This window comes from Dyella sp. 01N448 (assembly GCF_056399225.1).
Genome location: NZ_JBFTQX010000006.1, coordinates 187,314 through 210,323, shown reverse-complemented (window position 1 = coordinate 210,323; position 23,010 = coordinate 187,314). Strand labels below are relative to the sequence as shown.

The following is a 23,010-nucleotide window of genomic DNA, read 5'->3' as shown; positions in this document are numbered from 1 at the left end:
GCCAGCCTGGCGTCGCGCACAGGGTGCGCTCCCACAGGTTCTGCTGTTGCTGTTGTTCTTCATGGCGACGGTCGCCTTTGCCCAGGCGATCGACCCCCTGCCCTTCAAAGACCACGCCCAGGAAGTGCGCTTCCAAAGCCTCACGCGCGAACTGCGTTGCCTGGTCTGCCAGAACGAAAACCTCGCCGACTCCAACGCCGACCTCGCACGCGACCTGCGGCACGAGGTCTTCAACCTGATGCAACAGGGCAAGAGCGACGAGGAGATCAAACAATACCTGGTCGATCGCTATTCCGATTTCGTGTTGTATGACCCACCGGTGAAAACCAGCACGCTGCTGCTGTGGTTTGGACCGTTGGTGATCTTGCTGGCCGGTGCGGCCGTGGTGGTGGTGACAGTGCGCCGGCGCGGTCGCGCTGCGCTCGCCGTCGCCAACGACAAGCCGACCGATGAAGGGGACGACTGGTGAGGCTGGCTTTTTATCTGATCGCCGCGGCGATGATCGTTGCGGCGCTGTTGCTGGTGTTGCTGCCACTGGTCCGTCACGGACGACGACTCGGCCGCCCACGTGGCCTCTTCGCACTCTCCATGATCGTGGCCTTCTGTCTGCCCGTGGCTGCCATCGGCCTCTACCTCGCCGTAGGCACGCCCGTCGTGCTCGATGGAGTGCCCAAGTCCGACGCTGGCATGAGCATCGACCAGGCGGTCGACGAATTGAACGCACACCTCGTGCAGAAACCCGACGACCTGCAGGGCTGGATGCTGTTGGGCCAGACCTATAGCGTGATGCACCGCGCCTCCGATGCGCGCCATGCGTACGACGAAGCCCTGCGCATCGATCCCGACAACAGCGTCGCGATGGTCGGCTGGGCCGAAGCCGATTCGCTGCTGCGCGAGGATCACCGCATCGAAGGCCGCGCTCAGGAACTGCTCGAACGCGCGGTGAAGATCGACCCGCAAAGCCAGCGTGGCCTGTGGCTGCTCGGCATCAGCCAGTTCCAGCACGACAAGTACGCAGAAGCTGCAGCCACCTGGCGCCAGCTGCAGCCGCAACTGGACCCGGATTCCAGCGTGGCCAAGGCCGTGGCCGAGCAGATCGCCGTCGCCGATGCGCGCGTCAACAGCCCGGGCAAGACCGCGGCGGAAACGCCAGCCGCAGCCGCTGCGCAGCCCTCGCTGCAAGTGCAAGTGGCGTTGTCGCCGGCACTCAAGAGCAAGCTTGCAGCGGGCGATACGCTGTTCGTCTACGCGCGCGCCGAGCACGGTCCGCCAATGCCGCTGGCGGTGGCCAGGCTGGACGCCAACGCCCTGCCCGCCACCGTCACCTTGAACGATGCGATGGGCATGACGCCGCAACTCAAACTATCCTCGGTGCCGCGCGTGTTCGTGGGCGCCCGCATCAGCAAGAGCGGCCAGGCCATCGCCCAGCCGGGCGACCTGGAAGGCGATGCCGGCGTGGTCGCGGTAAGCACGCAGTCGCCGATCAAGATCAGCATCGACAAGGTTCACGAATGACACATGACGCCCGCTGCTACTGCGCCCTGCCCTCGCCCTTTGCGATGAAACGAGGCGGAGTATTGCGCGAGGCCCGCGTGGCGTACGAAACCTGGGGCGAGTTGAACAGCGCGCGCGACAACGCCGTGCTCATCCTCACCGGCCTCTCGCCCAGCGCGCACGCCGCATCCAACGCGGAAGATCCGTCCGACGGCTGGTGGGAAGCGATGATCGGCCCGGGCAAGGCGATCGATAGCTCACGCTGGTTCGTCATCTGCGTGAACTCGCTGGGCAGCGACAAGGGTTCCACCTGCGCCCGATCGATCAATCCCGCCACGGGCGAAGCCTATCGCCTGGACTTTCCCGAGCTGTCGCTGGAAGACGTGGCCAACGCCGCGCACGTCGCCGTGCAAAGCCTCGGCATCGAACAGCTTGCCTGTCTGATCGGCTGCTCGATGGGCGGCATGAGCGCGCTGGCGTACATGGTGCTGCACCCGGGCAGCGTGCGTGCGCACATCAGCGTGGACACCGCCCCGCAGGCGCAGCCGTTCGCCATCGCCATCCGCTCGCTGCAGCGCGAAGCCATCCGGCTCGATCCACACTGGAACAACGGTCGCTATGCCGATGACGACTATCCCGTCGACGGCATGAGCATCGCGCGCAAACTCGGCGTGATCACCTACCGCTCCGCGATGGAATGGAACGGCCGCTTTGCACGCATCCGGCTCGATCCCGAGCAGCGCGACGACAATCCGTTCGGTCTCGAATTCGAGGTGGAGTCCTACCTCGAAGGCCACGCTCAACGCTTCGTGCACACCTTCGATCCGAACAGCTATCTCTACCTCTCGCGCGCCAGCGACTGGTTCGACATGGCCGAGTACGGCAACGGCAACGTGATGGAAGGCCTCAAGCGCATCAGCGTGGAAAAGGCCATGGTGATCGGCGTGAGCACCGACATCCTGTTCCCGCTGGAACAGCAGGAGCAGATCGCCGATGGCCTGCGCGCGGCCGGCGCCGCGGTGGAATTCGTGGCGCTCAATTCGCCGCAGGGACATGATGCATTCCTGGTTGACATCCCCAACTACAGCCGTGCCATAGGCGGCTTCCTCGGCGGACTCTGAACGAGCCGCCTGCGGCGCCCCGCCGGCGCTGCTAAGATGGCCGCGTAGCACGAACCTCGAGAACACCATGCTTACCCTGGACTTCCCCGGCTCCCGCAAGCTCATCGACGCCATCGACGCGGCCGTGTCTCAGGACACCACGCGCGCCGTCACCGACAGCCTGCGCAACAGCCTGTGCAGCCTCATCCGCAGCCAGCAGGTGACGCTGCCCGAGTGCGTCTTCGAGACCGCCGAGGGCCGTTACGCCCGCCGCGAGCTCTACCGCAGCGAGGATCACGGCTATTGCGTGGTCGCCATGACCTGGGGGCCCGGCCAGGGCACCCCGATCCACGACCACTGCGGCATGTGGTGCGTGGAAGGCGTCTGGAGCGGCGCGCTGGAAGTGGTCCAGTACGAGCGCCTCGCCGACGAAGACGGCAACTACTGCTTCCAGCCCGTGGGCTCCATCCAGGCCGGCCCCGGCTCCGCCGGCAGCCTGATCCCGCCCCACGAGTACCACACCATCCGCAACCCCAGCGACGACGCCGTCGCCGTGAGCCTGCACATCTATTCGGGCGCCATGACCCACTGCGCCGTGTTCCAGCCCCTGGGCCACAACCAGTACCAGCGCTCCGACCGCCAACTGGGGCTCGACCCGGTCCACTGAACCCGGCATAATGCGTCGCTGCAATGCCGGTGTGGCGGAATGGTAGACGCGGTGGACTCAAAATCCACTGGCAGCGATGTCGTGTAGGTTCGAGTCCTATCACCGGTACCAGATTTGATTTCAAAGAAAAGGCCCGACTATGTCGGGCCTTTTTTTGTTTTACGGCGTTTACTCGGGCCACTTCCTCTCGGACATCTGTCGATCACGGCATAAGTCCGCTCTGACCCCGTTTTGCCAGCACCACGCTGAGTGACCAACCTGGCCTCGCGGGACCTACTGGATTCTCATCCCCGTTCATTTGCCGTGAGCAATCCGGATCTAAGGTGTATGTCACCATCATCCCTAAGGACTATTGCGGCGCAAAATGTGAACTTGCTCACGCAAGCAAGCTGGTGGGCATCCGACTTAATTTGATAGAACCCTAATGACTGCGTTCAAAAGAACGCGAGCGAAGACAGATTGGAAGTCTTACAGGGGAAATGCATGAAGCTCTTTCGCATCGCCATGCTAATGATGATCTTGTGCTGTGTATGGCTGGCTAGTAAAGACATCGAAGCATCGGCTCAAGGTTCCCCCCCCTATCCGACAGCCACCTATCCTAGCCGCGCAGCAGCCACCGCAGCCTGCGAAGGCGACAAACCCTGGGCCATTGCATATTTTAACTTCCCTGCTCCTCATCCAGACGCAGGCTACATCGTCACTGGACAAGCCTGCTACGAAGTCTCCGCCGGCAATTGGGAAAACGCCTTCACTGTCCAGACAACTTGGTTCTTTGTGCCCAACCCACAAGAGGTCGCCGGTTACATAACTCTGAACGTACTGTCGCTGTACTACTTCAAAACCTATTGGTGTGGCGATCCGAATCTACCAGGAGGCGCAACTTGCGACTTCTTTTCTCACCCCAAAAGTTTGGGTTGCCCTTGCAACAACAAAAACGGTCCAAACTTCGCGGGCGACCCGATCAACATCGCTACCGGCAGTGAATATCAGGCTGAAGAGGACTTCGCCAGAGGTGATCTCAGTTTCGTGAGGTACTACAACAGCGACCAATCAGTACGGTCGTCGCATATGGGAATCGCTTGGCTAAATACCTTCGATAGAAGCATCACCATCAGCAACACTTCGACGAACGGCACAATCCCTTCGCCGAACCAAGTCACGGTGACGCGCCCCGATGGGCAAGAACTGTCGTTTTCAAAGTCAAATGGCGTTTGGGTCAGCGACAAAGATGTCCCCGCATCTCTCATCGAAACGGATAACAGCAATGGAACTGTCGCATCTTGGCTCTACTTTGACGCAGACGTGCGTCGCTATGAGGCGTACTCGGCCGCAGGCGTTCTTCGTACGATAAGCGACGAGAGTCGTATCCTGGTGAGTCTCACCTACACGGACGGATCCCAGACTTCGGATAGCGGCACCGCTTTGCCTCCTGCTTTGCTGTGGAAGGCTACCGATGCGAATGGCCGTTCGCTGACGTTTGGCTATGACAACCATTTTCGCATTACCTCTGCAACGCAGCCCGATGGCGGGATCATTCACTACGGCTATAACGCCAATAACTTGATCTCCAACATCACGTTTCCCGATCAGTCCGTGCGGCAATATGTCTACGATGAGTCGGCTTATAGCGCCGCCGGATCAAGCGGCGGAAAGCTTACAGGGATAGTAGACGAAGCGAACGCTCGCTTTGCGACCTACAGCTACCAGGCTGACGGCCGGGCCATATCGAGCTCACGCGCCGGAGGCGCAGAGCAATTGTCAGTGCACTACGGGAACGCCGGCGTGACCACTGTGACGTATCCACTTGGTCAGTCGATTGTTACCAACTTCAGCGCCCCTCAGGGCACAGCTCATTTGGACACAGTCAGCGGGCTCTGTGGAAAGAACTGCGGCCAAAATTACCGCAGCCAAACTCTCGACGTTAACGGCTATCCGGCGGCAACAACAGACTTCAACAACGGCGTCTCCAATACCACCTACAGCTCCTCAGGATTGTTGTCTCAGCAGATCGAGGCCGTAGGACAGAATACGCAGCGTACGACTAACTTCACTTGGGACGCGACGCTCCGCGTCCCACTCAATCGCAGCGTCCTTGACAACAACGGCAACACCGTCGCCTACGACGCATGGGTCTACAACAACGCGGGTCAAGCCACCGCCCGTTGCACGGCTGATCCTTCCATCGCCGGAGCTACCAGTTACACCTGCGGCAGCAGCGCCAATGCGCCTTCCGGTGTGCGCCAATGGCGCTACACCTACTGTGCCACCGTCGACACCACGCAATGTCCGCTCGTCGGCCTGCCGCTCTCCGTCGATGGTCCGCGCACCGATGTCTCCGACATCACCAACTACAACTACTACCTGGCCACTGACGAATCTGGCTGCGGCACGCCTGGCGCCGCTTGCCATCGCGCCGGTGACCTGTATCAGGTAACCAACGCGCTGGGCCAAGTCACCACACTTGCGGCTTACGACAAGAACGGGCGCATCATTCGCCAATCAGATGCCAACGGCGTCATCACCGACCTCACCTACAGTCCGCGCGGCTGGCTGCTGACGCGCACAATTCGCGCCACTACTAATGGCACGCCCTCCTCTAGCGACGCGCTTACCACGATCGGCTACACGCCCTATGGTTCAGTAGCGTCGATCACCGATGCTGATGGAGTCAAGGTGAGCTACACCTACGACGCCGCCCATCGCCTCACCGACATCACCGATGCCCTGGGCGATCGCATCCACTACACGCTGGATGCAGCGGGCAACAAGACGCAGGAGCAGACGTTCGATCCCAGTGGGACGGTACGTCGCATGTTGTCGCGCACGTACAACACGCTGGGCCAGCTCACCAAGGTGACGGACGGCCTGAGCCACGCCGTGTTCAACGCCACCTATAGCGACAGCTACGACCCCAACGGCAACCTGGTGCACACCGCCGATGCGCTGGGCGTCCAGCGCAAACAGGGTTATGACGGGCTGAACCGCCTGGTCAGCACCATCGACAACTACAACGGCACGGATACCGCCACGCAGAACACACAAAGCGTGTTTGCCTACGACGCCAATGATCGCCTGGAAGGCGTGGGCGATCCGGACGGGCTCAACACCACCTACAGCTACGACGGCCTGGGCAACGCGACCGGCGTGCAGAGCCCCGATACGGGCGGTACCACGTACGTCTACGATGCCGCGGGCAACGTCACTCAGCGCACGGACGCCAAGGGCGTGGTAAGCAACAGCACCTACGACGCGCTCAACCGTCGCACCGCCACCACCTATGCCGATGGCACGCTCAACGTGGCCTATGGTTACGACGAGCCCAACAGCGTCACAGGTTGCCCGGCCTCGTACCCGATCGGTCGCCTCACCCGCATCATCGAGACAGCTGTCACCACCGTGTACTGCTACGACGCGCACGGCAACGTCACGCGCAAGAGCCAGACGCAGGGCACCGTCACCGACGTCACCAGCTACGGCTACACGTTGGCCGACCGCCTCGCCAGCACGGTGACGCCCGCCGGCACGTCCATCCAGTACAGCCGCGACGCAGCCGGCCGTATCAGCGGCGTCACCACCCTGCCCCCAGGCACCAGCGGCGCGGGCGCCGGCAACGTAGTCACCGCCATCAGCTACCTGCCCTTCGGCCCCATCGCCAGCTACACGCTGGGCAATGGCCAAACCATCACCCGCACCTACGACGCCAACTACGCCCTCACCGACGTCGTAAGCCCGGCGCTGAACCTGCATTTCGCCCGCGACGCGATGGGCAACATTACGGCGCTCGGCAATGCCGCGGGCGTCAATCCGCCCCTGGAGACCTACAACTACGACCCGCTGTATCGCCTCACCGACTTGACCGATGGCAGCGGCAATGTCGAAGAGGCCTATACGTACAGAAAGTCCGGCGACCGTTTGAGCAAGACTGCCAGCGGCCTTGCAACAGGCGTCTACACCTATCAGACCGGAACACATCACCTGGCCAGCATCGGCAACGCCTCGCGCGCTTATGACGCCGATGGCAATACCACGGGCAGCGCGATCGGCGGCAGCACGTTTGGTTACGGCTACAACGGTCGTAACCGCATGACAGTCGTGCAGCGAGATGGCAGCACGGTGGGAACGTATACGTACAACGCGCTGGGGCAGCGTACGGCGAAGGTGGTGACGTTCCCTGCCGCTAGCAGCCAGCGTTTTGCGTACGACGAAGCCAGTCAGCTAGTTGGCGAGTACGGTAGCACCGCGCGTGACTATATTTGGCTCGGTGATCTGCCTGTCGCCGTGGTGGACACGACCAGCGGTGTCAGCACGGTGAACTACGTGCATGCTGACGGACTCAGTACGCCCAGAGCGGTCGCGGACGCAACAGGGGCTTCTGTCTGGCAGCTCGCCTACCAAGGGAATGCCTTTGGTGAGCAGCAGCCCTCAAGTGCGAGTGGCTACTCCTACAATCTGCGGTTCCCCGGCCAGTACTTCGATGTGGAGACGGGCCTCAATTACAACGGCGCGCGCTACTACGAATCGACGACGGGACAGTTTCCGCAGCCTGATCCGTCGGGCATCAATGGCGGTATGGGACTGTACGTCTACGGGTTGAACAACCCGTTGCTGTACTTCGATCCCGATGGTCAACAAGCAACCACTGCGCAACAAGGTGGGTTTGCGGTTCCAGTTGCTTCGCCTGGGCCAATGAGTCCCGGTGTACGTCCGGTGCCAATCACCGATCCGATTACAGGGCCGCGTGTGCCGAGCCCCGTTGGAGTTATGTCGGCGGTCGCCACCTTCTGTGGCTCAAACCCGTTCTCTGGTGCAGCATGCGTAATTGCCGGGTGCATCATTCCGCGTAGTACGGCAGATTCATGTGCGGATGAACCGAATCCACCTCCGGGGCAGTGCCCACGCGGCGATGAGAGTAAATGCAATGCGCTCTATGCAACCGATACGCAGACGTGCAATGGCATATCGCGCAGGCGAGGTGCAGCCGCTGGAGCAGCGTGTCATGCGTCAGCATCGGAGCGTTACGCAGCTTGCTTGAGAGGTGCGCCAATTCCCCCATTGAATACTTGGAATAACTAACGATGAACTCAGCTCACGACCACCTAGTAACTATTGATCCAGATAAACGATGCGTGCGCCTTTTTCGCGTCATGCCAGATGGAGAGAAAGTTCTTTATACCGAGCTAGAACTTCCCAAGGGTGATGCTCCCGGATGGACTGATGATGTGGTTAGGCTTGCTCAGCGCCTCGGTGAGGATTTGCTGATGGATTCACCGACGGCGCGGAACCTTCTCGCGCTTTAGGAAAACCCAAGAACGAAGAAACAAAACTGGGGTCAGAGTACACATTTAGGAGCATGACTCCTTGCGCGGCCGGCCCATCTTGGCCGGTCCCACGCGGCGCGCTAGTTGCGCTTCGATTGCGTCGCGGAATCGATAGGTTCCGAGCGCATGCTGTCGCTGAACATGACCGCGGATAGCCTCAAGGTCATCCTCAGAGAGAGCCTACGCTACGAGTGCGCGATAAGCGGCGCACCGTTCCTCCTGCGACACGCCAAGTGCCAAATAGTTGGCGTGAGGGCGTAGCAGGATGCTTTGCGTCCCCTCGGCATTGCTCCGATAGCTGGACCATCGATACTCGGCGGGCGTGGCGACCATGCATGCCCGCACTGGATTGAGTTCGATATAGCGATAGCAACGCAGGAGGTAACTATCGCTGTCGACGAGGCACGACTTGTACCGGCCCTCCCACAAAGTACCGCTGCGGCGATACTGGTCGTTGATATATCGTACATAGCGCCGCCCCAGTGACTGCATGATTCGTGCGATCTGGCCCGGCAAAGACGGCGTGGCAAGTAAATGCACGTGATTGGTCATCAGCACGTAGGCATGGATTTGGCATCCTTCACGAGAACAGATCTCCCGAAGATCCATTAGATATCGTTGGTAGTCTTGCTCTGTGAAAAAGCATGGTTGCCGATCGTTACCGCGCTGAACGATGTGTTGCGGGATATCGGGCAGATCGATGCGAGGTTGTCGGGCCATGGCAGACACCATAAGTCGGAGCTTTCATGGTCAGCCAATCAAGGCACCATGCATGCCGGCTCAGATCGTCCGATCACGAAGGAAAAGTGCACTCTGACCCCAGTTTCGTACAACCCCCGGTTCCCCGGCCAATACTTTGATTCAGAAAGTGGCCTCGCGTACAACGTCAATCGTGACTATGAAGCAGCAACCGGGCGCTACGTCCAGAGCGACCCCATCGGCCTTGATGGTGGAATGAGCACGTATGGATATGTGACTGGCAATCCACTGGCGTACATCGATGCATTAGGGTTGGCTGATCCAGTAGGTACAGTTCTCTGCGACGGCAAAGGTGGCTTCAAGATCATTAACAACGATCAGACCTCTACACGGGGATGCACTCAGCAGCACGAACAAAGTCATGTCGATGACTTCAAGAAATGGGCGCCAGATATCTGCAAAGGTGCGCCTGAAAACTATGCTCCGGGAGCCGATCTTGACCGAATGTCAAGACAATCAAACTCCACTGTGCCTAACTATCCGCTGCAGCGGAGTGAGTGCTCGGCCTACCGAAAGTCTCTTCAGTGCGATTCAAAATGCCCAGGCGCCGATGCACAGGTGAAGAGAGACAAGCGAGAACTTCAGCTCTATAAATGTGATGCGTGGGGGTGGTAAATGAAGATTCTTATCCTTTTTCTACTTAGTTTTTTCTGCTTCGGTTGTCACGCTGACGTTGATGGTTGCGTTCCGATGCAAAAGTCTCAAGAAGACGCTCTATTGCCACGCATAAAGGAGGCGTTCGCCAACGCGCATCGCCTCCCTCTCGATCAAGTAACAATCTCTCACGGCAGAGACTGTGGCGATGAGGTCTATTTTGGAGTCGAGGCTTTAGTGGACAAGTCCTAGTATCCACACGATCCGCTGAGGGTTTCGGCTATGTCCCCAGGCAAGCCCCTAAGTAAGGTCAGACAGGCATACAAGTTCATCGAAGCCCATAGGAACGAGTTCAGCATCCAGGCCATGTGTCGAGTTCTCGGCGTAGCCCGTGCTGGGTACTACACCTGGCTTGACCATCCTGTTTCTGATCGGGCTCAGGAAGATGCACGACTTCTGCGCCTGATTCGAACCTTCTTCATTGCCAGTCATGGTATTTACGGCGCCCCCAGAATCTTGCAGGACCTGCGTGAGCAGGGTGAGACCTGCAGCAAGCATCGGGTTGCCCGGTTGATGAGCGAGAACGGTCTGCGTGCATTGCACGGCTATCGTACTCGACACATCCCGGTAGCCAAGCCAGCCGCGTTGATTCCGAATCTGCTGCAACGTCAGTTCACGATGTCGGGGCCAAACAAGGCCTGGGTGACGGACATCACCTATATCCGCACGTGGCAAGGCTGGCTCTACGTGGCCGTGGTCATGGATCTTTTCTCGCGCAAAATCGTTGGCTGGGCGGCTAAGCCGACGATCCACAAGGAGCTAGTGCTGGAAGCGGTGAAGAAGGCTGTGCAATGCCGCCGACCTCGAAGAGCCTTGATCCATTCGGATCAAGGAACTCAGTACGGAAGCGATGCTTGGCGACGATTCTGCAAAGCCAACCATTTGGAACCAAGCATGAGCAGACGAGGAAACTGTTGGGACCTTGACGTATCCGAGTACATTGATCAGTTCTACAACCCGATTCGCCGCCACAGTTACCTAGGTGGCGTCAGTCCGAATGAGTTCGAGGCCGCGCATCGGCGACGACGATCAGGTGTCCACTAAATCCTGGTAACTCCACTCTGACCCCAGTTTCCATGGACTTCCTCGCGATTGGGATGTGAGCCACAATCCCTCATGGACTAATCGGACATTCCCGCCTGATGCATCAAGGCAAGATGTTATTGATAACTATCAGCAGGGAACTTCGCTTGAATGTCCATCATGTAATCGGAGTGGTGGCAACAACGATGGGCGTTTCAAATGACCACAGTTTATGAACACCTCGAATCCTATGCGGGCGAGATCGTCCGTGGTTGGACCTGTGACTCAAACGGTGACAAGCTCCCGTTCCAAGTGGTTCAAACGGCTGGAGGCCCGTATCTCGGCACGACAACCTTTGCGACTCTTGGGTTAAGTAATTTTCAATTACCGGCAGACAAGGCGAGTCATGCCTCAAAGTTGATTCGGCATGAGCTGCTGATGATTGTCCCTTCTGACGCAATTCCACCTAATCTGGTGGGGGTCATTCAACAGATCGGCCTAGAAGCAATTTCGCGTGGAGCCGCGTATTTACGCGGTGAGCTGTTGGGGCCTAGGGGTGAGCTTTTTGAAGGCCATGAACCCAAAGCGTTATACGCGTCTCTTCCGGTCTATTTTCCTGACGATTTTGGGTCTGTAGATGCTGATGGCGTGGGAGATGTCGCATTTGTCTGGCTCATCCCGCTGCTGGACAAGGAAGTGAACTATCTTTCTTCGCATGGATGGCCCGATTTTGAGTCTAGTCTGGTTTCGGAAGATCCCGATTTGGTCGGTCGACTGAGCACCACGAGCACGTGACATCGGTAGCGCGATACTCCGCTACCGGTGAGCTTGGTTGAGCTATCTCAGCCGGCCTTGCGTCCAATTGCCACTAAAACTGGGGTCAAAACTGGGGTCAGAGTGGACTACCCCCGATTTTTGAGATGGCCCGAGTTTGACGGACACCTTTGAAAGGGGATGCCGTGAAAAGGTGCCAGGGACAATTTCATGGGTCAGCGTGCACGGTTTTGAGGGCGCGCACCGTCTCCAAGTCCTCCAGGGGAATGCTGCTGACACTCGATCGGCCTGCCGCCGTCACGCGGCGCCTCGCCCAGGTGGACATCCATCTCGCCGATCCCTGACAGACGATGCCAACCCTGCTTGTTAGGGTCAGTCATTCGCGCTGCCGTGTTGCTCGGCCTCGCGAATGACCATGACCATCAGGTCATGAGGCGCGGGCCGTGAGTGCTGAAACACCCACGACCCGCTAACCATCACCAACTGATTGGAAGTTGACCATGGCTACCCGCGATCATACGGTACGCATTCGCTCGTCCGTTCCCCCTGACGACACCCTCACTCCTCTGCCTAATGACCCGTCATCCACGGCGGTGGCATGGCCCGAAACCCTGCGTCACAGCACTCGCGGTGACATCGCCCTGGCGGTGCTAGCCCTCACGCGGCTGCGTCTCGACAGCGAGCAATGTCGCCACGCGCAAGCACGGGGATTCCCCGGCAGAGCGCTGCCATGGCCGCTTCCCGTGGCCGTCGCGGCCAGCCTGGGCACGGCCATTTATTGCCTCCAGCAATACGCCCACCTGCTCGGTGACGAGCCTCGAGTGAACACCACACGCCTCCGATGATCGCCGTTACGGCGCATCGGCTGGCATGGCGATGCGCCGCTCTCGGGCGATCACCGACGAAGCTGCCAAGCATTCACTGACACGGAGCGCTGTAAGCGCCTGAGCCGCTGCGCGGCCGTGTCCGACAGGGAGGAACGACCATGGAACTGATCCAGCTCACCCCGCATTCGGAAGTGGACCCCTCGCAACCCCTGCGAGCCCCCGGCGACATCCTGCTCCACGCCTACCTGATCCCGAACGCCCTCAACCCCGCCCAACTCGCCCGTCGCACCGGCATACCCTCCAATCACATCAAAGCCTTCATCGCCGACACCCACCCCATCACACCCAAGATCGCCATCCGCCTTTCCCTCGCCTTCGACACCACTGCTTTTTACTGGCTGGCACTTCAGGCGCGGTACGATCTGGAAAGGGCGAAGCCCGTGGTCCGCGCTTATCGGCCCCTCGTTGATTGAGCGAAAACAAAATCCGGGTCAGAGTGGATCACCCCTGATTTTTCGGGCGATTTAACTGGGCACTGAAGCAAGACTCTCGAACAGCCCCGGTGGGCATTACCCCAAGCTGCTGTGCATTCGCTGGGGGCTATAGCGGCGCCTCGTCTCTGCCATGCGGAAACCAAGACAAAGTAAACCTGCGATAGCCCAACCATCGCATATGCGCTGCAATGCGCAGTCCACCAGAAGAAAAAGTGCATCCAGCCCCTGGTTCCCTCGTGCACTATATTCCGACGGTTGCAACCGGCAAAATGACGGATCCCAGCGGAATCTGCACATGACACGAAGCCTTGCCGACGTTATCGACGGAAGATCCAACAATTTCGATCTGATCCGGCTCGGCGCTGCGCTAGCGGTGATGTTTGGGCACTCGTTCTGGATACAGCCATCGATGGGCCGTATCGAGCCGATCCTTGCCCATACGGGCCTTGAGTACACGGGCAGCCTGGCTGTGTACACGTTCTTCCTGATCAGCGGCATGCTCGTCACGGCAAGCTATGTAAGGCAGAAGTCCGCGCTCAAATTCGCCACCTTGCGCGCAGCGCGCATCTATCCCGCGCTTTTTGTCTGTGTCTTGCTGAGTGCCTATGTGCTCTACCCTGCCCTCTCGACGAAGGGCGTCATGGGATCTCTGGCAAGCACCGATGCGTGGGATTATTTTGCAAGGAATGCGGCGCTTTTCCGTGGCACGGTTTGGGTGCTGCCAGGCCTATTTGAGGATGTCGCGCTCAAGGGTGTCGTCAACGGTTCGCTTTGGACTCTTCCGCTGGAAGTGAAGTGCTACGTCCTTGTGTTTGGCCTGGGTATCCTCGGGCTCCTTCGTTGGCGCTGGGCGATCATCGTCGGCGCCATGCTGGCGCTTGCCGGGATCTACTACGTCGTCTCGCATGGGGCGCCCTATGAATTCATCAGTCAGATCGCCAATAAGCCAACCGGATATTCCTTTTACCCAGCGTGCTTCTTTGTGTTCGGCATGATGCTCTACGCCATGCGTCGATCCATCCCTATCTATCCGTTGGCGTGGCTGGTGATGGCGATCAGCTACATCGCCGTTCGTCATCTCGCCGTGGCGCAGCCCTTGTTCTATCTCACGGTCATCTACGGCATCCTCTGCCTGGCGCACACCCCCTTGCTGCATCGATTTTCCCCCAAGGCCGATCTGTCTTACGGCATCTACCTCTGGGCATTTCCCATGCAACAGATCGTGGCGTCCATCTGGCCGCATGGCGACAATCTGATTTGTCTGTTCCTTTCGGTTCCGATGACCCTGGCGCTTGCCTTGCTGTCCTGGCACGCCGTGGAAAAGCCCGCGATGAAGCTTGCCCGATCCTGGGCATCGGCCAAGCCAGCTCTTGCTCATGAATCACTGGCTACGTGAGCGAGTCCGTGGCCACTGACCAGAGTGCAAAGAAAAGCCCGGCCATGTCGGGCTTTTTCTTTGCATGGATCGCAGCCGCCAGCTCGACTCACTTCTTCCGCAATCCCGGCAATCCCCCGCGATAACGCGGCAACAGCGCCGCGCATGTCGAGTGCAGCTGCCCGATCTGCCGAAATGTGCGATTGGCGTAGAGCTGCGCCTGCAGGCGGGCTGCGTCGAGTTGCTGAATGCTGTCGCGCAACTCACTTTCGCGTTCCATCGCGCGCTGCTTTTGCGTGGCGTTGCGTTGAATGTTGGCGCGAAGTCGCTCCGCCCGCGCTTCGGACTCGGCGATGACCCGTTGCAGTTGCATGTTGGCGGCATCGAGCTGGACGCGTCGCACTTCGCTGCGGGCGCGATGGTTGACCTGCGCGACGAAATCGTCAAACGCCTTTTCGGCGGCGTCGAAATCGGACGATTTCATCGCTCGCCACAGCAGGTCGTCCATGTAGATCGCGGCGTAGAACTTCAGTGCGGCGTTATGGAACAGGAGGCGCACGGCGTGGTTGAAGCTGTGCATCTCACGTACTTGCGTCACCGTATCCAGATGCATGAGTGCTTCGACTTCTTCCACGTCAGCCACTTCGACGACATCGCCTTCGGTGTAGTGTCGTGGCCAGACGCCATGGGTCAGTTCCGGTACCGCAAGATCGTCATGATCATGGACGGCATGCGCATCGGCGGTGGCGATGTCGTCCTCCTCGTCGCTGCGAAACACCACGGAAAACTCCCTCATCGATGACGTTTCACTCATGACTGCCTCTGTGCACGACGGCGTAGCGCTGGACCACCGAGACCCTCCAGGGTTTGCTTCAGGAAGATCGGGTGAGCCATGAGGCCTGCCACCCACGAGCGGCACCATGCTCGCTCACGGCGTTGCCGGTGGACGGGGGTTTCTATGCTAACCACGTCGACTGTCGCCAATACATCAGACGCCTCTTGAATCACCACGCCGGGCAGGGGCGACCGACAGTGGCGCAACCGATACCCCCGGGATCTCCTCGTCGGCCTTCCCAAGGCCCAGCCGACCGGCCGCCCTGCCGAATCATTCACACGCCGCGCAGCCAAGGAGAGTAGTGTCAGCTCGAAGGGCCGCGGAGGATGCGATCATGACTGAGGTCGCCGGCATGACCAGCAATGGTTTCAATTACACGGCGGAGTATCTCGGCGCCGTGCACGACAGCGTGTACTGGTCGGCTACGTTTCGCCTCAACGGCATTTATCGCGGCATGCGCCACGGCAGGATTTTCGAGGTTTCCGAACTGTCGAGCACGGAACTGCAGGTGGCCATCCAGGACGATATCGAAGACACCTGGGTCAACGAGCACTGACTCCGCGGTCACACGCCATACTCACGCAATCCAGGTATCTCTCCTCGCCATGTGGACGTGCATACGTTGCCAAACTGAGCTGACGGCCAAGGACACCTTGCCGTCGATCGACAGTTTCGGGGTGTATTTCATGTGCCCGGTATGCGGCAGGCGCAACAGTCTTCGCAGCATCGGCCGGCGCGGGCAGGACGCACCGCTGGTGCTCGCGCCGGTCGACGAATCGGACTGACTCGCGTCCACGGATTGGTCACACGTACTCTTTGAAGTGCGTGCCCGGATCAATGCAGAAAGGGAAACTCCCCCGCCCCATGCCAGCGCCGATGGTCGTTGACGAGCAGCGACAGCGATTCGCACCAGCCGTACACCGGGCCGTGATCGGCAAGCCGCGCTTCCAGTTCGTTGATGAGGGCAGCCTTCTCGTGCTGCACATGACGGGCGACCGATAGATGGGGAACAAAATCAGGAAAGGCGCCGCCTCCCTTGGGATGATCGGGAAAGGCGCGCTCCAGCGCGTTGGCGATCCTGGCGATAGGCTTGGCCGGCTCGGGCGCCAGCCATACGACGGAAGGAAACGTATCCACATGCGCCAGGCGAAACATCGGCGCGGGGATCTCCGCCGCCACGTCGCGCAAGCGCGCCAGCAGAGCAGGCGTGAGCAGCTCGCTGTCGATGAAGGGATAGATCAGGGTGATATGCGCCCCCAGGCCGCGACGCGCCGAAGGGTCGTACTGATCGCGGAAACTGCCGACCAGCGGCTCGGCCTCGGGCACCATCAGCGCTAGCAGGGTACGCGCCATGCTCGGCCCGTCGCCTTCCTCTCTTCCGGCAGATCGCCGTGTCTGCGCATTATGGCGTGCGCAGCGAGGGGAACGACACTCGGCCGTTGGGCCATGCAACGCCCGCGGTCTCGCGCTATGCCATGGGCAACGCCGTCAGTGCCAGTCGCCACCGCTGGCGCGCTTGAGCGGCATGCTGGGAGCGACTGGCACGGGTGCCCAGGCCATGGGCTCCAGCCCGTCATCACCCTGCAGTTCGCGGGCGAACGTCACGCCCTCTTCCTCGCCCGCCTGGATGGCGAGCTCAGGGCTGTCGAAGCAGGCCGCGGTTTCGCCGCTGGTCAGCGCTTCCCAATCCTGGCGATTCATCCATGGGGAACGGAACAGCGTCCACGTGCCGATCCATATCGTTCGACCGTCGCGCACGATGTCGAACAAGTCGCTCTGCACCAGATAAATGCCGACGAGTACCGCCATAAGAACTCCCTTTCGCGCTCTGCGCCATGTGGGGGAACCGGCGGTGGGGGCGCCGGCAACATGGAACGCTGAAAACTCGATGCGAAGCGAAAGCTTACGCATGACTTACATTGCGCGAGCGTGGCAAAGGTCATGCTTTGCAACCGCATGTTTTTACGTACTTTTTGCAATGCATCACGAGCATGACGTTACGCCCGTCCCGGCTTGCATGCGTCGGTCAGGGCGATTGAACGAGCCGGCGAGGGACTACACGCCGCTTGGAACCTCAGGAATGCTGCGAGACAACATCCACGGCGGCATTCGAGATGGATCGTCGACCGTCGCGCCGCAGTCCAGAAATCCACCTCAGGGACCGAGGTCATAGCGCAGCAAGGTCGATGCGCGCTGGCCCTGCCCTCGCCAATCGGTGTCAGCTCGATGTTCTATCCCCACGGATATTCGATGCCGAGTATCGCGCTCAGGCTGGCCTGCCTGGCCAAGTTGGGCGAACCATGCAGCGCCGACCGGACGAGCTCGAAGCAAAGAAGTCTGCTCCATCGGTGAAGGCTGAAATGTTGTCGCCAGCGTGTAGCACTCGCTGTCCAGCTGGCGGTGGAAGAGCTGAGGCCGTACGACGTATCGCCGCTACGGCTGCCGAAGACGTTGCTTTTGTAGAACCCTTTGGAGATGTCGCAATCCGTTCAGCAGCGAAAATCCACGGAAAAAGTGCTTTGCCGCGCGCTCGGGCCAGTGCGCCTGCTGGTGTCGAGCCCATGACTTTGTTGTCGATCCTCGAGGCAGGCATCACCAGGATCGGCGATGACTCGCCGTACTCGCGTCTCGCCGATTTCACGCAGGGCTTGCGCAGGGAGACTCCTGACTGGCACCTCCATAGCGCGATCACATCGCCGCAAATGTACCGACGCCCCCGCAAGTTGGTTTGCGCTGAGCAAGGGAGGAAACCCCGTGAACTATCGCGCACCCTGCGTGGATGACGCAGCTGGCGAGCTCAGTAGATTTTCGCTATGACGCAACGGCCGCGATCGGACTTATAATGGGAGTGCATCCTTCCATTGCGCGGGATGCGTCCCACCGGCCGATGCATCGCTGAACTCCACGTGTTCGCACCAGCATCGAACAGCTACTCACGATAGAAGACGTGACAAGCTTCATGAGCGCCATCTGAAGACTACACGCGCCGAGTAGGCTGAGACCTACAATGCGTTAGGCGTCGAGCAGCTACCCTAGTCCAGCTCTACAGACTCAGACACTCGGGACGGGCACACCGTGACCCTTCGCATCATCCTCGCTGACGACCATCCTATTTTTCGCAGCGGCGTACGCGCCCTGCTGGAAAACCATACGAATGCCAAAGTGGTCGCTGAAGTCGGCTCGCCGGTCGAGTTGCTCGATGCCGTCGACAAACACCCCTGCGAGCTCTTGATCACGGACTTCAGCATGCCCGGCGGTCAGATGGCCGATGGTTTGCAGATGCTGGGCATGATTCGCCGCCGCCGGCCCGAACTGCCAGTAGTCGTGCTCACCATGGTCAACAACGGCGGCGTGCTCAAGGCGATCCTGGAAACCGGTACGCGCGGCCTGATGAGCAAGACGGACGCTCTCTCGGAGCTGGCGCTTGCCGTGCAGGCCGTGACGCATGGCCGCCTGTTTCTCAGCACCAGCATCAGCCAGGTGCTCGACGATGGCGGCGCAGGCAGTCCTGCCGATGGCCACCCCGCCCTTTCCAAGCGCGAAACCGAAGTGTTGCGCCTGTTCGCGTCGGGCTTCACCGTGACCGAAATCGCCGGCCAGCTCAATCGCAGCGTCAAGACCATCAGCCGCCAGAAGATGGATGCCATGAACAAGCTGGGACTGAAGAACGACCTGGACGTGTACGCCTACGCACGCGAGCACGGCATCCTCGCCTGAGCCGATCGTCCCGGCCGGGCAGCCACGATGGCCGGCAGGACACCCAGCTGACACGACGCCGCTGATGCCCAGGCATCGACATGGCACGTTCCTTGATTGCGCTTGGCTCAAGCAAAGGCGCCTCGAAGAACCAAAACACTCGATGAGGCCCTCGCGATGGTTCGACCATCGCCAACCGATTGGCCGTTTCGCGGGCGTCAGGGGCGCCCACGCATGAACATGAATTTCTGCGTCGTGGATGAGACAGAGCACGAACTCCAGGTGCTTTGTGAAGTGGATCAGCTGCCCGGCCGGGTGGCCTGGCGCGCCCACATCTACGGCACGGTGTCGGCCCAGCAAGAGCTCAGCGGCGAAGCGATGGACCACGATGCCGTGGCTGGCCACGTCCAGGCCGAAGTGCTCGACCGGGGCATTTTCGCCAAAAACTGACCTACAGCGTCATGGCCCTGACCCGCAGCGACATCCGCCGGGAGCACCTGCCACGACAATAAGTGCGCGCTGCACTGCCGCATGCCCACAGCGACTTCGCCGACCGCGGCCAGCTCGGCAGAACTGCCACAAGGGTCGTCCAGGCGCACTCCGAAAACCGAAAAAACAAAGGCCGGCGTCTCCGCCGGCCTTTGTGCATCTGCGTCTTGGTGCCCCCGATACGATTCGAACGTACGACCTTCCCCTTAGGAGGGGGACGCTCTATCCAGCTGAGCTACGGGGGCAACGGGCGGAATTCTGGCATGGAACGGGGTGCGGCGCGAACCCGTTAACAGCCCCCTGCTAGAATGGCGGTTTTATTCCCGGCGCCTTCCCCGCGCCCCGGTCTGGAGTGAAGCATGTCGCACGAAATTCTCACCGCCCTTGGTCTTGGCCAGTCGCATTCGGGCACCTACCTGGGTCAGGGCGAGTGGTCCAAGACGACCGATGCCGGCACCTTGCATCCGGTCAATCCCGCCACGGGCGAAGTGATTGGCACGGTGCACGCCACCAGCGCGGCCGACTACGAAGTGATCGTCAAGCGCGCGCAGGAAGCATTCAAGGTGTGGCGTACCACGCCGGCGCCGCGCCGCGGTGAAGCGGTTCGCCTGTGCGGTGAAGCGCTGCGCAAGCACAAGGACGCGCTCGGCTCGCTGGTTGCGCTGGAGATGGGCAAGATCAAGCCCGAAGGCGACGGCGAAGTGCAGGAGATGATCGACATCGCCGATTTCGCCGTGGGCCAGAGCCGCATGCTCTACGGCTACACCATGCACTCGGAGCGTCCGGGCCACCGCATGTACGAGCAGTACCAGCCGCTGGGCCTGGTCGGCATCATCAGCGCGTTCAACTTCCCGGTGGCGGTGTGGGCGTGGAATGCGTTCCTCGCGGCCATCTGCGGTGATATCTGCATCTGGAAGCCGTCGCCGAAGACGCCGCTGTCGGCCATCGCCAGCATGAAGATCTGCAACGACGCGCTGAACGAAGCCGGCTTCCCCGACATCTTCTTCCTGTTCAACGATGCCGGCACCGATCTCTCGCAGGCCTTCGTGGACGATCACCGCATCCCGCTGATCAGCTTCACCGGTTCCACCAAGGTGGGTCGCCAGGTGGGCGAGCGCGTGGCCAAGCGCATGGGTCGCTCGCTGCTGGAACTGGGCGGCAACAACGCCATCATCCTGGACGAGAGCGCCGACCTGAAGCTGGCGATTCCGGCCATCGTGTTCGGCGCCGTCGGCACCGCCGGCCAGCGCTGCACCAGCACGCGCCGCCTGTTCGTGCATGAGTCCATCATTGGTGATGTCACCGAGAAGCTGGTCGCCGCGTACAAGCAGGTGGAAGGCAAGATCGGCGATCCGACGCTCGCCACCACGCTGATGGGCCCGCTCAACAGCCCGGATGCCGTGAAGGCTTATCTCGCTGCGGTTGAAAAGGCCAAGGCCACCGGCGGCAAGGTGCTCACGGGTGGCGCGGCGCTCAGCGACCGCAAGGGCAACTTCGTGTTGCCGACCATCGTCAGCGGCGTGAAGAACAGCGACGACGTGGTGCAGACGGAAACCTTCGCGCCGATTCTCTACGTGATGCCGTTCAAGACGCTGGATGAAGCCATCGAGCTGCAGAACAGCGTGCCGCAGGGTCTGTCCTCGGCGATCTTCACGCAGAACCTGAAATCGGCCGAGCAGTATCTGTCGGCGGCAGGTTCGGACTGCGGCATCGCCAACGTCAACATCGGTACCTCCGGTGCGGAAATCGGCGGCGCGTTCGGCGGCGAGAAGGAAACGGGCGGCGGTCGCGAGTCCGGTTCGGACGCATGGAAGGTCTATATGCGCCGCCAGACCAATACCATCAACTACTCCAACTCGTTGCCGCTGGCGCAGGGCATCAAGTTCGATCTGTAAGTAAGCAGCATCGGTGCAGCCCGGTGAAAGCCGGGATGCACGCACGACCAGGAAGCAAGTGCAGGCGTAACGGCATCGACGACAGGAGTTGTGATGATGGAAAACGCACAGGTAGTTCAAGCGGCGCCGACGTATAGCTCGCTGGCGATTTTCAGCCTGGTCTTTGCCGTGCTTGCCTGGACTGTGTTGCCGGTGATGGGCCTGGCCACGGTCGGCTTCAGCCTGTTCAATATGATCGCGATGCCGCTAAGCGGTTCGGTCATCGCGTCGCTATGTGCCTGGATCGCGCAGCGGCAGATTCGCCGCTCCGGCGGTGCGATTCGCGGCGAGGGACTCGCCAAGGCGGCGAGAATCATGGCGTACGCGCAGTACACGCTGTTTGGGTTGCTGGTTGCTTTCTTGTTACTGCAGATGCGCCATTAACGGAGCGGCGCGTCAACTATCATCAGCCACGCGAAAGCCGATGAGCCACCGTGTTTCGTCCATGACCTCACAGGGAGTGCGTCCATGAGTTACCAGCCCGCTGCTTACCGATCGACCAACACGCTCGCCGTCGTCAGCCTCATCGCCGGTATTGCCTCCTGGACCGTGCTCCCCTTTGTGGCGGCCGTCATCGCTATTGTTTGCGGGCACCTGGCGCGCAAGGAAATTCGCCTTGCTCCGCCGGGCACCGTGGAAGGCGATTCACTGGCCGTCATCGGCATGGTGATGGGGTACCTGCAGCTGGCGCTGATCGTCCTGGCCATGCTGCTGTTCTTCATTTTTGCAGCCCTGGGCATCGGACTGCTTGCGCATTTCTTTCCCTGGCACGGTTGATCTCCCGTGCGGTAACGGTGCAATCATGACCGACCTCAAGCCCACCGAACGTTTCAGCGACCGCGTCGCCGACTATGTGCGGTTTCGGCCCGACTATCCGATGGCCATGCTGCAATGGCTGCAGAGCGAGTTCGGCGTCACTCCGCAGTGGCTGGTGGCGGACATCGGCGCGGGCACCGGCATTTCCAGCAAGCTGTTCCTGGATGGCGGTTATCACGTGATCGCAGTGGAACCCAATGCGCCGATGCGCGCTGCGGCCGAGAGCTGGCTGGGCGACGATGCGCGTTTCAGCACCGTGGATGGCCACGCGACTGCGACCGGGCTCGACGACGCCAGTGTCGATCTCATCGTCGTGGCACAGGCGTTTCACTGGTTCGACCAGGCGGCCGCGCGTGCCGAGTTTCAGCGCATCCTGCGCCCTGGTGGACTGGCGGCGATCATCTGGAATTCGCGCCGACTGGTTGGCACGCCGTTCCTTGAAGGCTACGAAGCACTGCTGAAAAAGTACGGCACCGATTACACCAGCGTCGCCGAACGCTATGGCGACGAGCCTACCCTGCGGGCGTGGTTCGGCGAGGGCTATCTCGGCATGGGCCGTTTCGATCACGGCCAGCGTCTGGACTATGAAAGCCTCAGCGGCCGGCTGCTTTCCTCTTCGTATGCGCCGCGCGAAGGCCACCCCAATCATGAGGCCATGATGCGCGCCTTGCGCGAGCTGTTCGATCGCTGTGCGGTCAACGGACGCATCGGCTTCGACTACGACACCGTCATCTACGTGGGCCAACTTTCCTGAC

22 protein-coding genes, 2 tRNA genes and 1 pseudogene are annotated in these 23,010 nt (G+C 60.6%); 20 read left to right on the top strand and 5 right to left on the bottom strand.

Annotation, left to right across the window (positions count from 1 at the left end; translation table 11 throughout):
• Positions 1-40 precede the first annotated feature (40 nt).
• The 6 genes from AC1DKY_RS12920 (at position 41) to AC1DKY_RS12895 (ending at position 8,334) form a co-directional block, all read left to right on the top strand.
• On the top strand, positions 41-469 hold the full coding sequence (locus AC1DKY_RS12920; protein WP_477179988.1) for a cytochrome c-type biogenesis protein: 429 nt from the start codon (positions 41-43) through the stop codon (positions 467-469).
• Positions 466-1,515, top strand: a complete 1,050-nt coding sequence (locus tag AC1DKY_RS12915; RefSeq protein ID WP_441604003.1) for a tetratricopeptide repeat protein — start codon at positions 466-468, stop codon at positions 1,513-1,515. The genes AC1DKY_RS12920 and AC1DKY_RS12915 overlap by 4 nt, the downstream gene beginning before the upstream one ends.
• The gene (gene metX / locus AC1DKY_RS12910) at positions 1,512-2,615 is read left to right on the top strand and encodes a homoserine O-acetyltransferase MetX (RefSeq protein ID WP_441604002.1); all 1,104 of its coding nucleotides are present in this window, start codon (positions 1,512-1,514) and stop codon (positions 2,613-2,615) included. Before AC1DKY_RS12915 ends, metX begins: the two co-directional genes overlap by 4 nt.
• Positions 2,616-2,682: 67 nt before the next feature.
• Complete coding sequence (locus tag AC1DKY_RS12905) at positions 2,683-3,261, top strand: cysteine dioxygenase family protein (RefSeq protein WP_121881108.1); 579 nt, start codon at positions 2,683-2,685, stop codon at positions 3,259-3,261.
• 25 nt (positions 3,262-3,286) lie between these two features.
• Positions 3,287-3,372: transfer RNA gene (locus AC1DKY_RS12900), tRNA-Leu, on the top strand.
• Between the two features lie 372 nt (positions 3,373-3,744).
• The gene (locus tag AC1DKY_RS12895; protein ID WP_441604001.1) at positions 3,745-8,334 is read left to right on the top strand and encodes an RHS repeat-associated core domain-containing protein; all 4,590 of its coding nucleotides are present in this window, start codon (positions 3,745-3,747) and stop codon (positions 8,332-8,334) included.
• Positions 8,335-8,759: 425 nt separating this feature from the next.
• Here AC1DKY_RS12895 and AC1DKY_RS12890 read toward each other — a convergent pair whose 3' ends face one another.
• Positions 8,760-9,299, bottom strand: coding sequence for a transposase (locus AC1DKY_RS12890; RefSeq protein ID WP_441604000.1), 540 nt, complete (start codon positions 9,297-9,299; stop codon positions 8,760-8,762).
• Here AC1DKY_RS12890 and AC1DKY_RS12885 point away from each other — a divergent pair.
• The 6 genes and pseudogenes from AC1DKY_RS12885 (at position 9,228) to AC1DKY_RS12860 (ending at position 14,506) form a co-directional block, all read left to right on the top strand.
• Entirely contained in the window at positions 9,228-9,953 is a 726-nt protein-coding gene (locus AC1DKY_RS12885) for an RHS repeat-associated core domain-containing protein (protein ID WP_441603999.1), read from the top strand. The genes AC1DKY_RS12890 and AC1DKY_RS12885 overlap by 72 nt on opposite strands.
• Positions 9,954-10,214: 261 nt before the next feature.
• Positions 10,215-11,036 carry an IS3 family transposase gene (locus AC1DKY_RS12880; RefSeq protein ID WP_477179986.1) on the top strand — a complete coding sequence of 274 codons (822 nt, stop codon included), beginning with the start codon at positions 10,215-10,217 and terminating at the stop codon, positions 11,034-11,036.
• 46 nt (positions 11,037-11,082) lie between these two features.
• Positions 11,083-11,238 (top strand): annotated as a pseudogene (locus AC1DKY_RS12875) (hypothetical protein); the annotation flags it as partial.
• Entirely contained in the window at positions 11,235-11,810 is a 576-nt protein-coding gene (locus tag AC1DKY_RS12870; RefSeq protein WP_441603773.1) for a suppressor of fused domain protein, read from the top strand. The pseudogene AC1DKY_RS12875 and the gene AC1DKY_RS12870, both read left to right, overlap by 4 nt.
• A 964-nt stretch (positions 11,811-12,774) precedes the next feature.
• Positions 12,775-13,089 carry a HigA family addiction module antitoxin gene (locus AC1DKY_RS12865; RefSeq protein ID WP_441603772.1) on the top strand — a complete coding sequence of 105 codons (315 nt, stop codon included), beginning with the start codon at positions 12,775-12,777 and terminating at the stop codon, positions 13,087-13,089.
• A gap of 316 nt (positions 13,090-13,405) precedes the next feature.
• Positions 13,406-14,506 (top strand): acyltransferase family protein, encoded by a 1,101-nt coding sequence (locus AC1DKY_RS12860; RefSeq protein WP_441603771.1) that lies wholly within the window; start codon positions 13,406-13,408, stop codon positions 14,504-14,506.
• A gap of 88 nt (positions 14,507-14,594) precedes the next feature.
• Here AC1DKY_RS12860 and AC1DKY_RS12855 read toward each other — a convergent pair whose 3' ends face one another.
• Positions 14,595-15,299, bottom strand: coding sequence for a DUF2968 domain-containing protein (locus tag AC1DKY_RS12855; protein WP_441603770.1), 705 nt, complete (start codon positions 15,297-15,299; stop codon positions 14,595-14,597).
• 355 nt (positions 15,300-15,654) lie between these two features.
• Between AC1DKY_RS12855 and AC1DKY_RS12850 the strand changes: the two genes are divergently transcribed.
• Positions 15,655-15,876 carry a TonB-dependent receptor gene (locus tag AC1DKY_RS12850; RefSeq protein WP_441603769.1) on the top strand — a complete coding sequence of 74 codons (222 nt, stop codon included), beginning with the start codon at positions 15,655-15,657 and terminating at the stop codon, positions 15,874-15,876.
• A 49-nt stretch (positions 15,877-15,925) separates the two neighbouring features.
• Positions 15,926-16,105, top strand: a complete 180-nt coding sequence (locus AC1DKY_RS12845) for a hypothetical protein (RefSeq protein ID WP_441603768.1) — start codon at positions 15,926-15,928, stop codon at positions 16,103-16,105.
• Positions 16,106-16,154: 49 nt separating this feature from the next.
• Here the strand turns inward: AC1DKY_RS12845 and AC1DKY_RS12840 are convergent, their stop codons facing one another.
• Both AC1DKY_RS12840 and AC1DKY_RS12835 read right to left on the bottom strand, forming a co-directional pair.
• The gene (locus AC1DKY_RS12840; RefSeq protein ID WP_441603767.1) at positions 16,155-16,673 is read right to left on the bottom strand and encodes a 2'-5' RNA ligase family protein; all 519 of its coding nucleotides are present in this window, start codon (positions 16,671-16,673) and stop codon (positions 16,155-16,157) included.
• 135 nt (positions 16,674-16,808) lie between these two features.
• On the bottom strand, positions 16,809-17,129 hold the full coding sequence (locus tag AC1DKY_RS12835) for a hypothetical protein (RefSeq protein WP_441603766.1): 321 nt from the start codon (positions 17,127-17,129) through the stop codon (positions 16,809-16,811).
• A gap of 1,266 nt (positions 17,130-18,395) precedes the next feature.
• Here AC1DKY_RS12835 and AC1DKY_RS12830 point away from each other — a divergent pair.
• Complete coding sequence (locus AC1DKY_RS12830) at positions 18,396-19,037, top strand: response regulator (protein WP_441603765.1); 642 nt, start codon at positions 18,396-18,398, stop codon at positions 19,035-19,037.
• Positions 19,038-19,250: 213 nt separating this feature from the next.
• Complete coding sequence (locus tag AC1DKY_RS12825) at positions 19,251-19,466, top strand: hypothetical protein (RefSeq protein WP_441603764.1); 216 nt, start codon at positions 19,251-19,253, stop codon at positions 19,464-19,466.
• Positions 19,467-19,673: 207 nt separating this feature from the next.
• Here AC1DKY_RS12825 and AC1DKY_RS12820 read toward each other — a convergent pair.
• Positions 19,674-19,750 (bottom strand) — tRNA-Arg (locus AC1DKY_RS12820).
• Between the two features lie 114 nt (positions 19,751-19,864).
• Here AC1DKY_RS12820 and amaB point away from each other — a divergent pair.
• From amaB to AC1DKY_RS12800, 4 genes are all read left to right on the top strand, one after another.
• The gene (gene amaB / locus AC1DKY_RS12815; protein WP_441603707.1) at positions 19,865-21,400 is read left to right on the top strand and encodes an L-piperidine-6-carboxylate dehydrogenase; all 1,536 of its coding nucleotides are present in this window, start codon (positions 19,865-19,867) and stop codon (positions 21,398-21,400) included.
• A gap of 93 nt (positions 21,401-21,493) precedes the next feature.
• A complete protein-coding gene (locus AC1DKY_RS12810; protein ID WP_441603706.1) occupies positions 21,494-21,823 on the top strand; it encodes a hypothetical protein in 330 nt (109 codons plus the stop codon).
• An 84-nt stretch (positions 21,824-21,907) separates the two neighbouring features.
• The gene (locus tag AC1DKY_RS12805) at positions 21,908-22,216 is read left to right on the top strand and encodes a DUF4190 domain-containing protein (protein ID WP_441603705.1); all 309 of its coding nucleotides are present in this window, start codon (positions 21,908-21,910) and stop codon (positions 22,214-22,216) included.
• Positions 22,217-22,241: 25 nt separating this feature from the next.
• Positions 22,242-23,009: a class I SAM-dependent methyltransferase gene (locus tag AC1DKY_RS12800; RefSeq protein WP_441603704.1), complete on the top strand. Its 768-nt coding sequence runs from the start codon at positions 22,242-22,244 to the stop codon at positions 23,007-23,009.
• The last annotated feature ends 1 nt before the right edge of the window (position 23,010 follow it).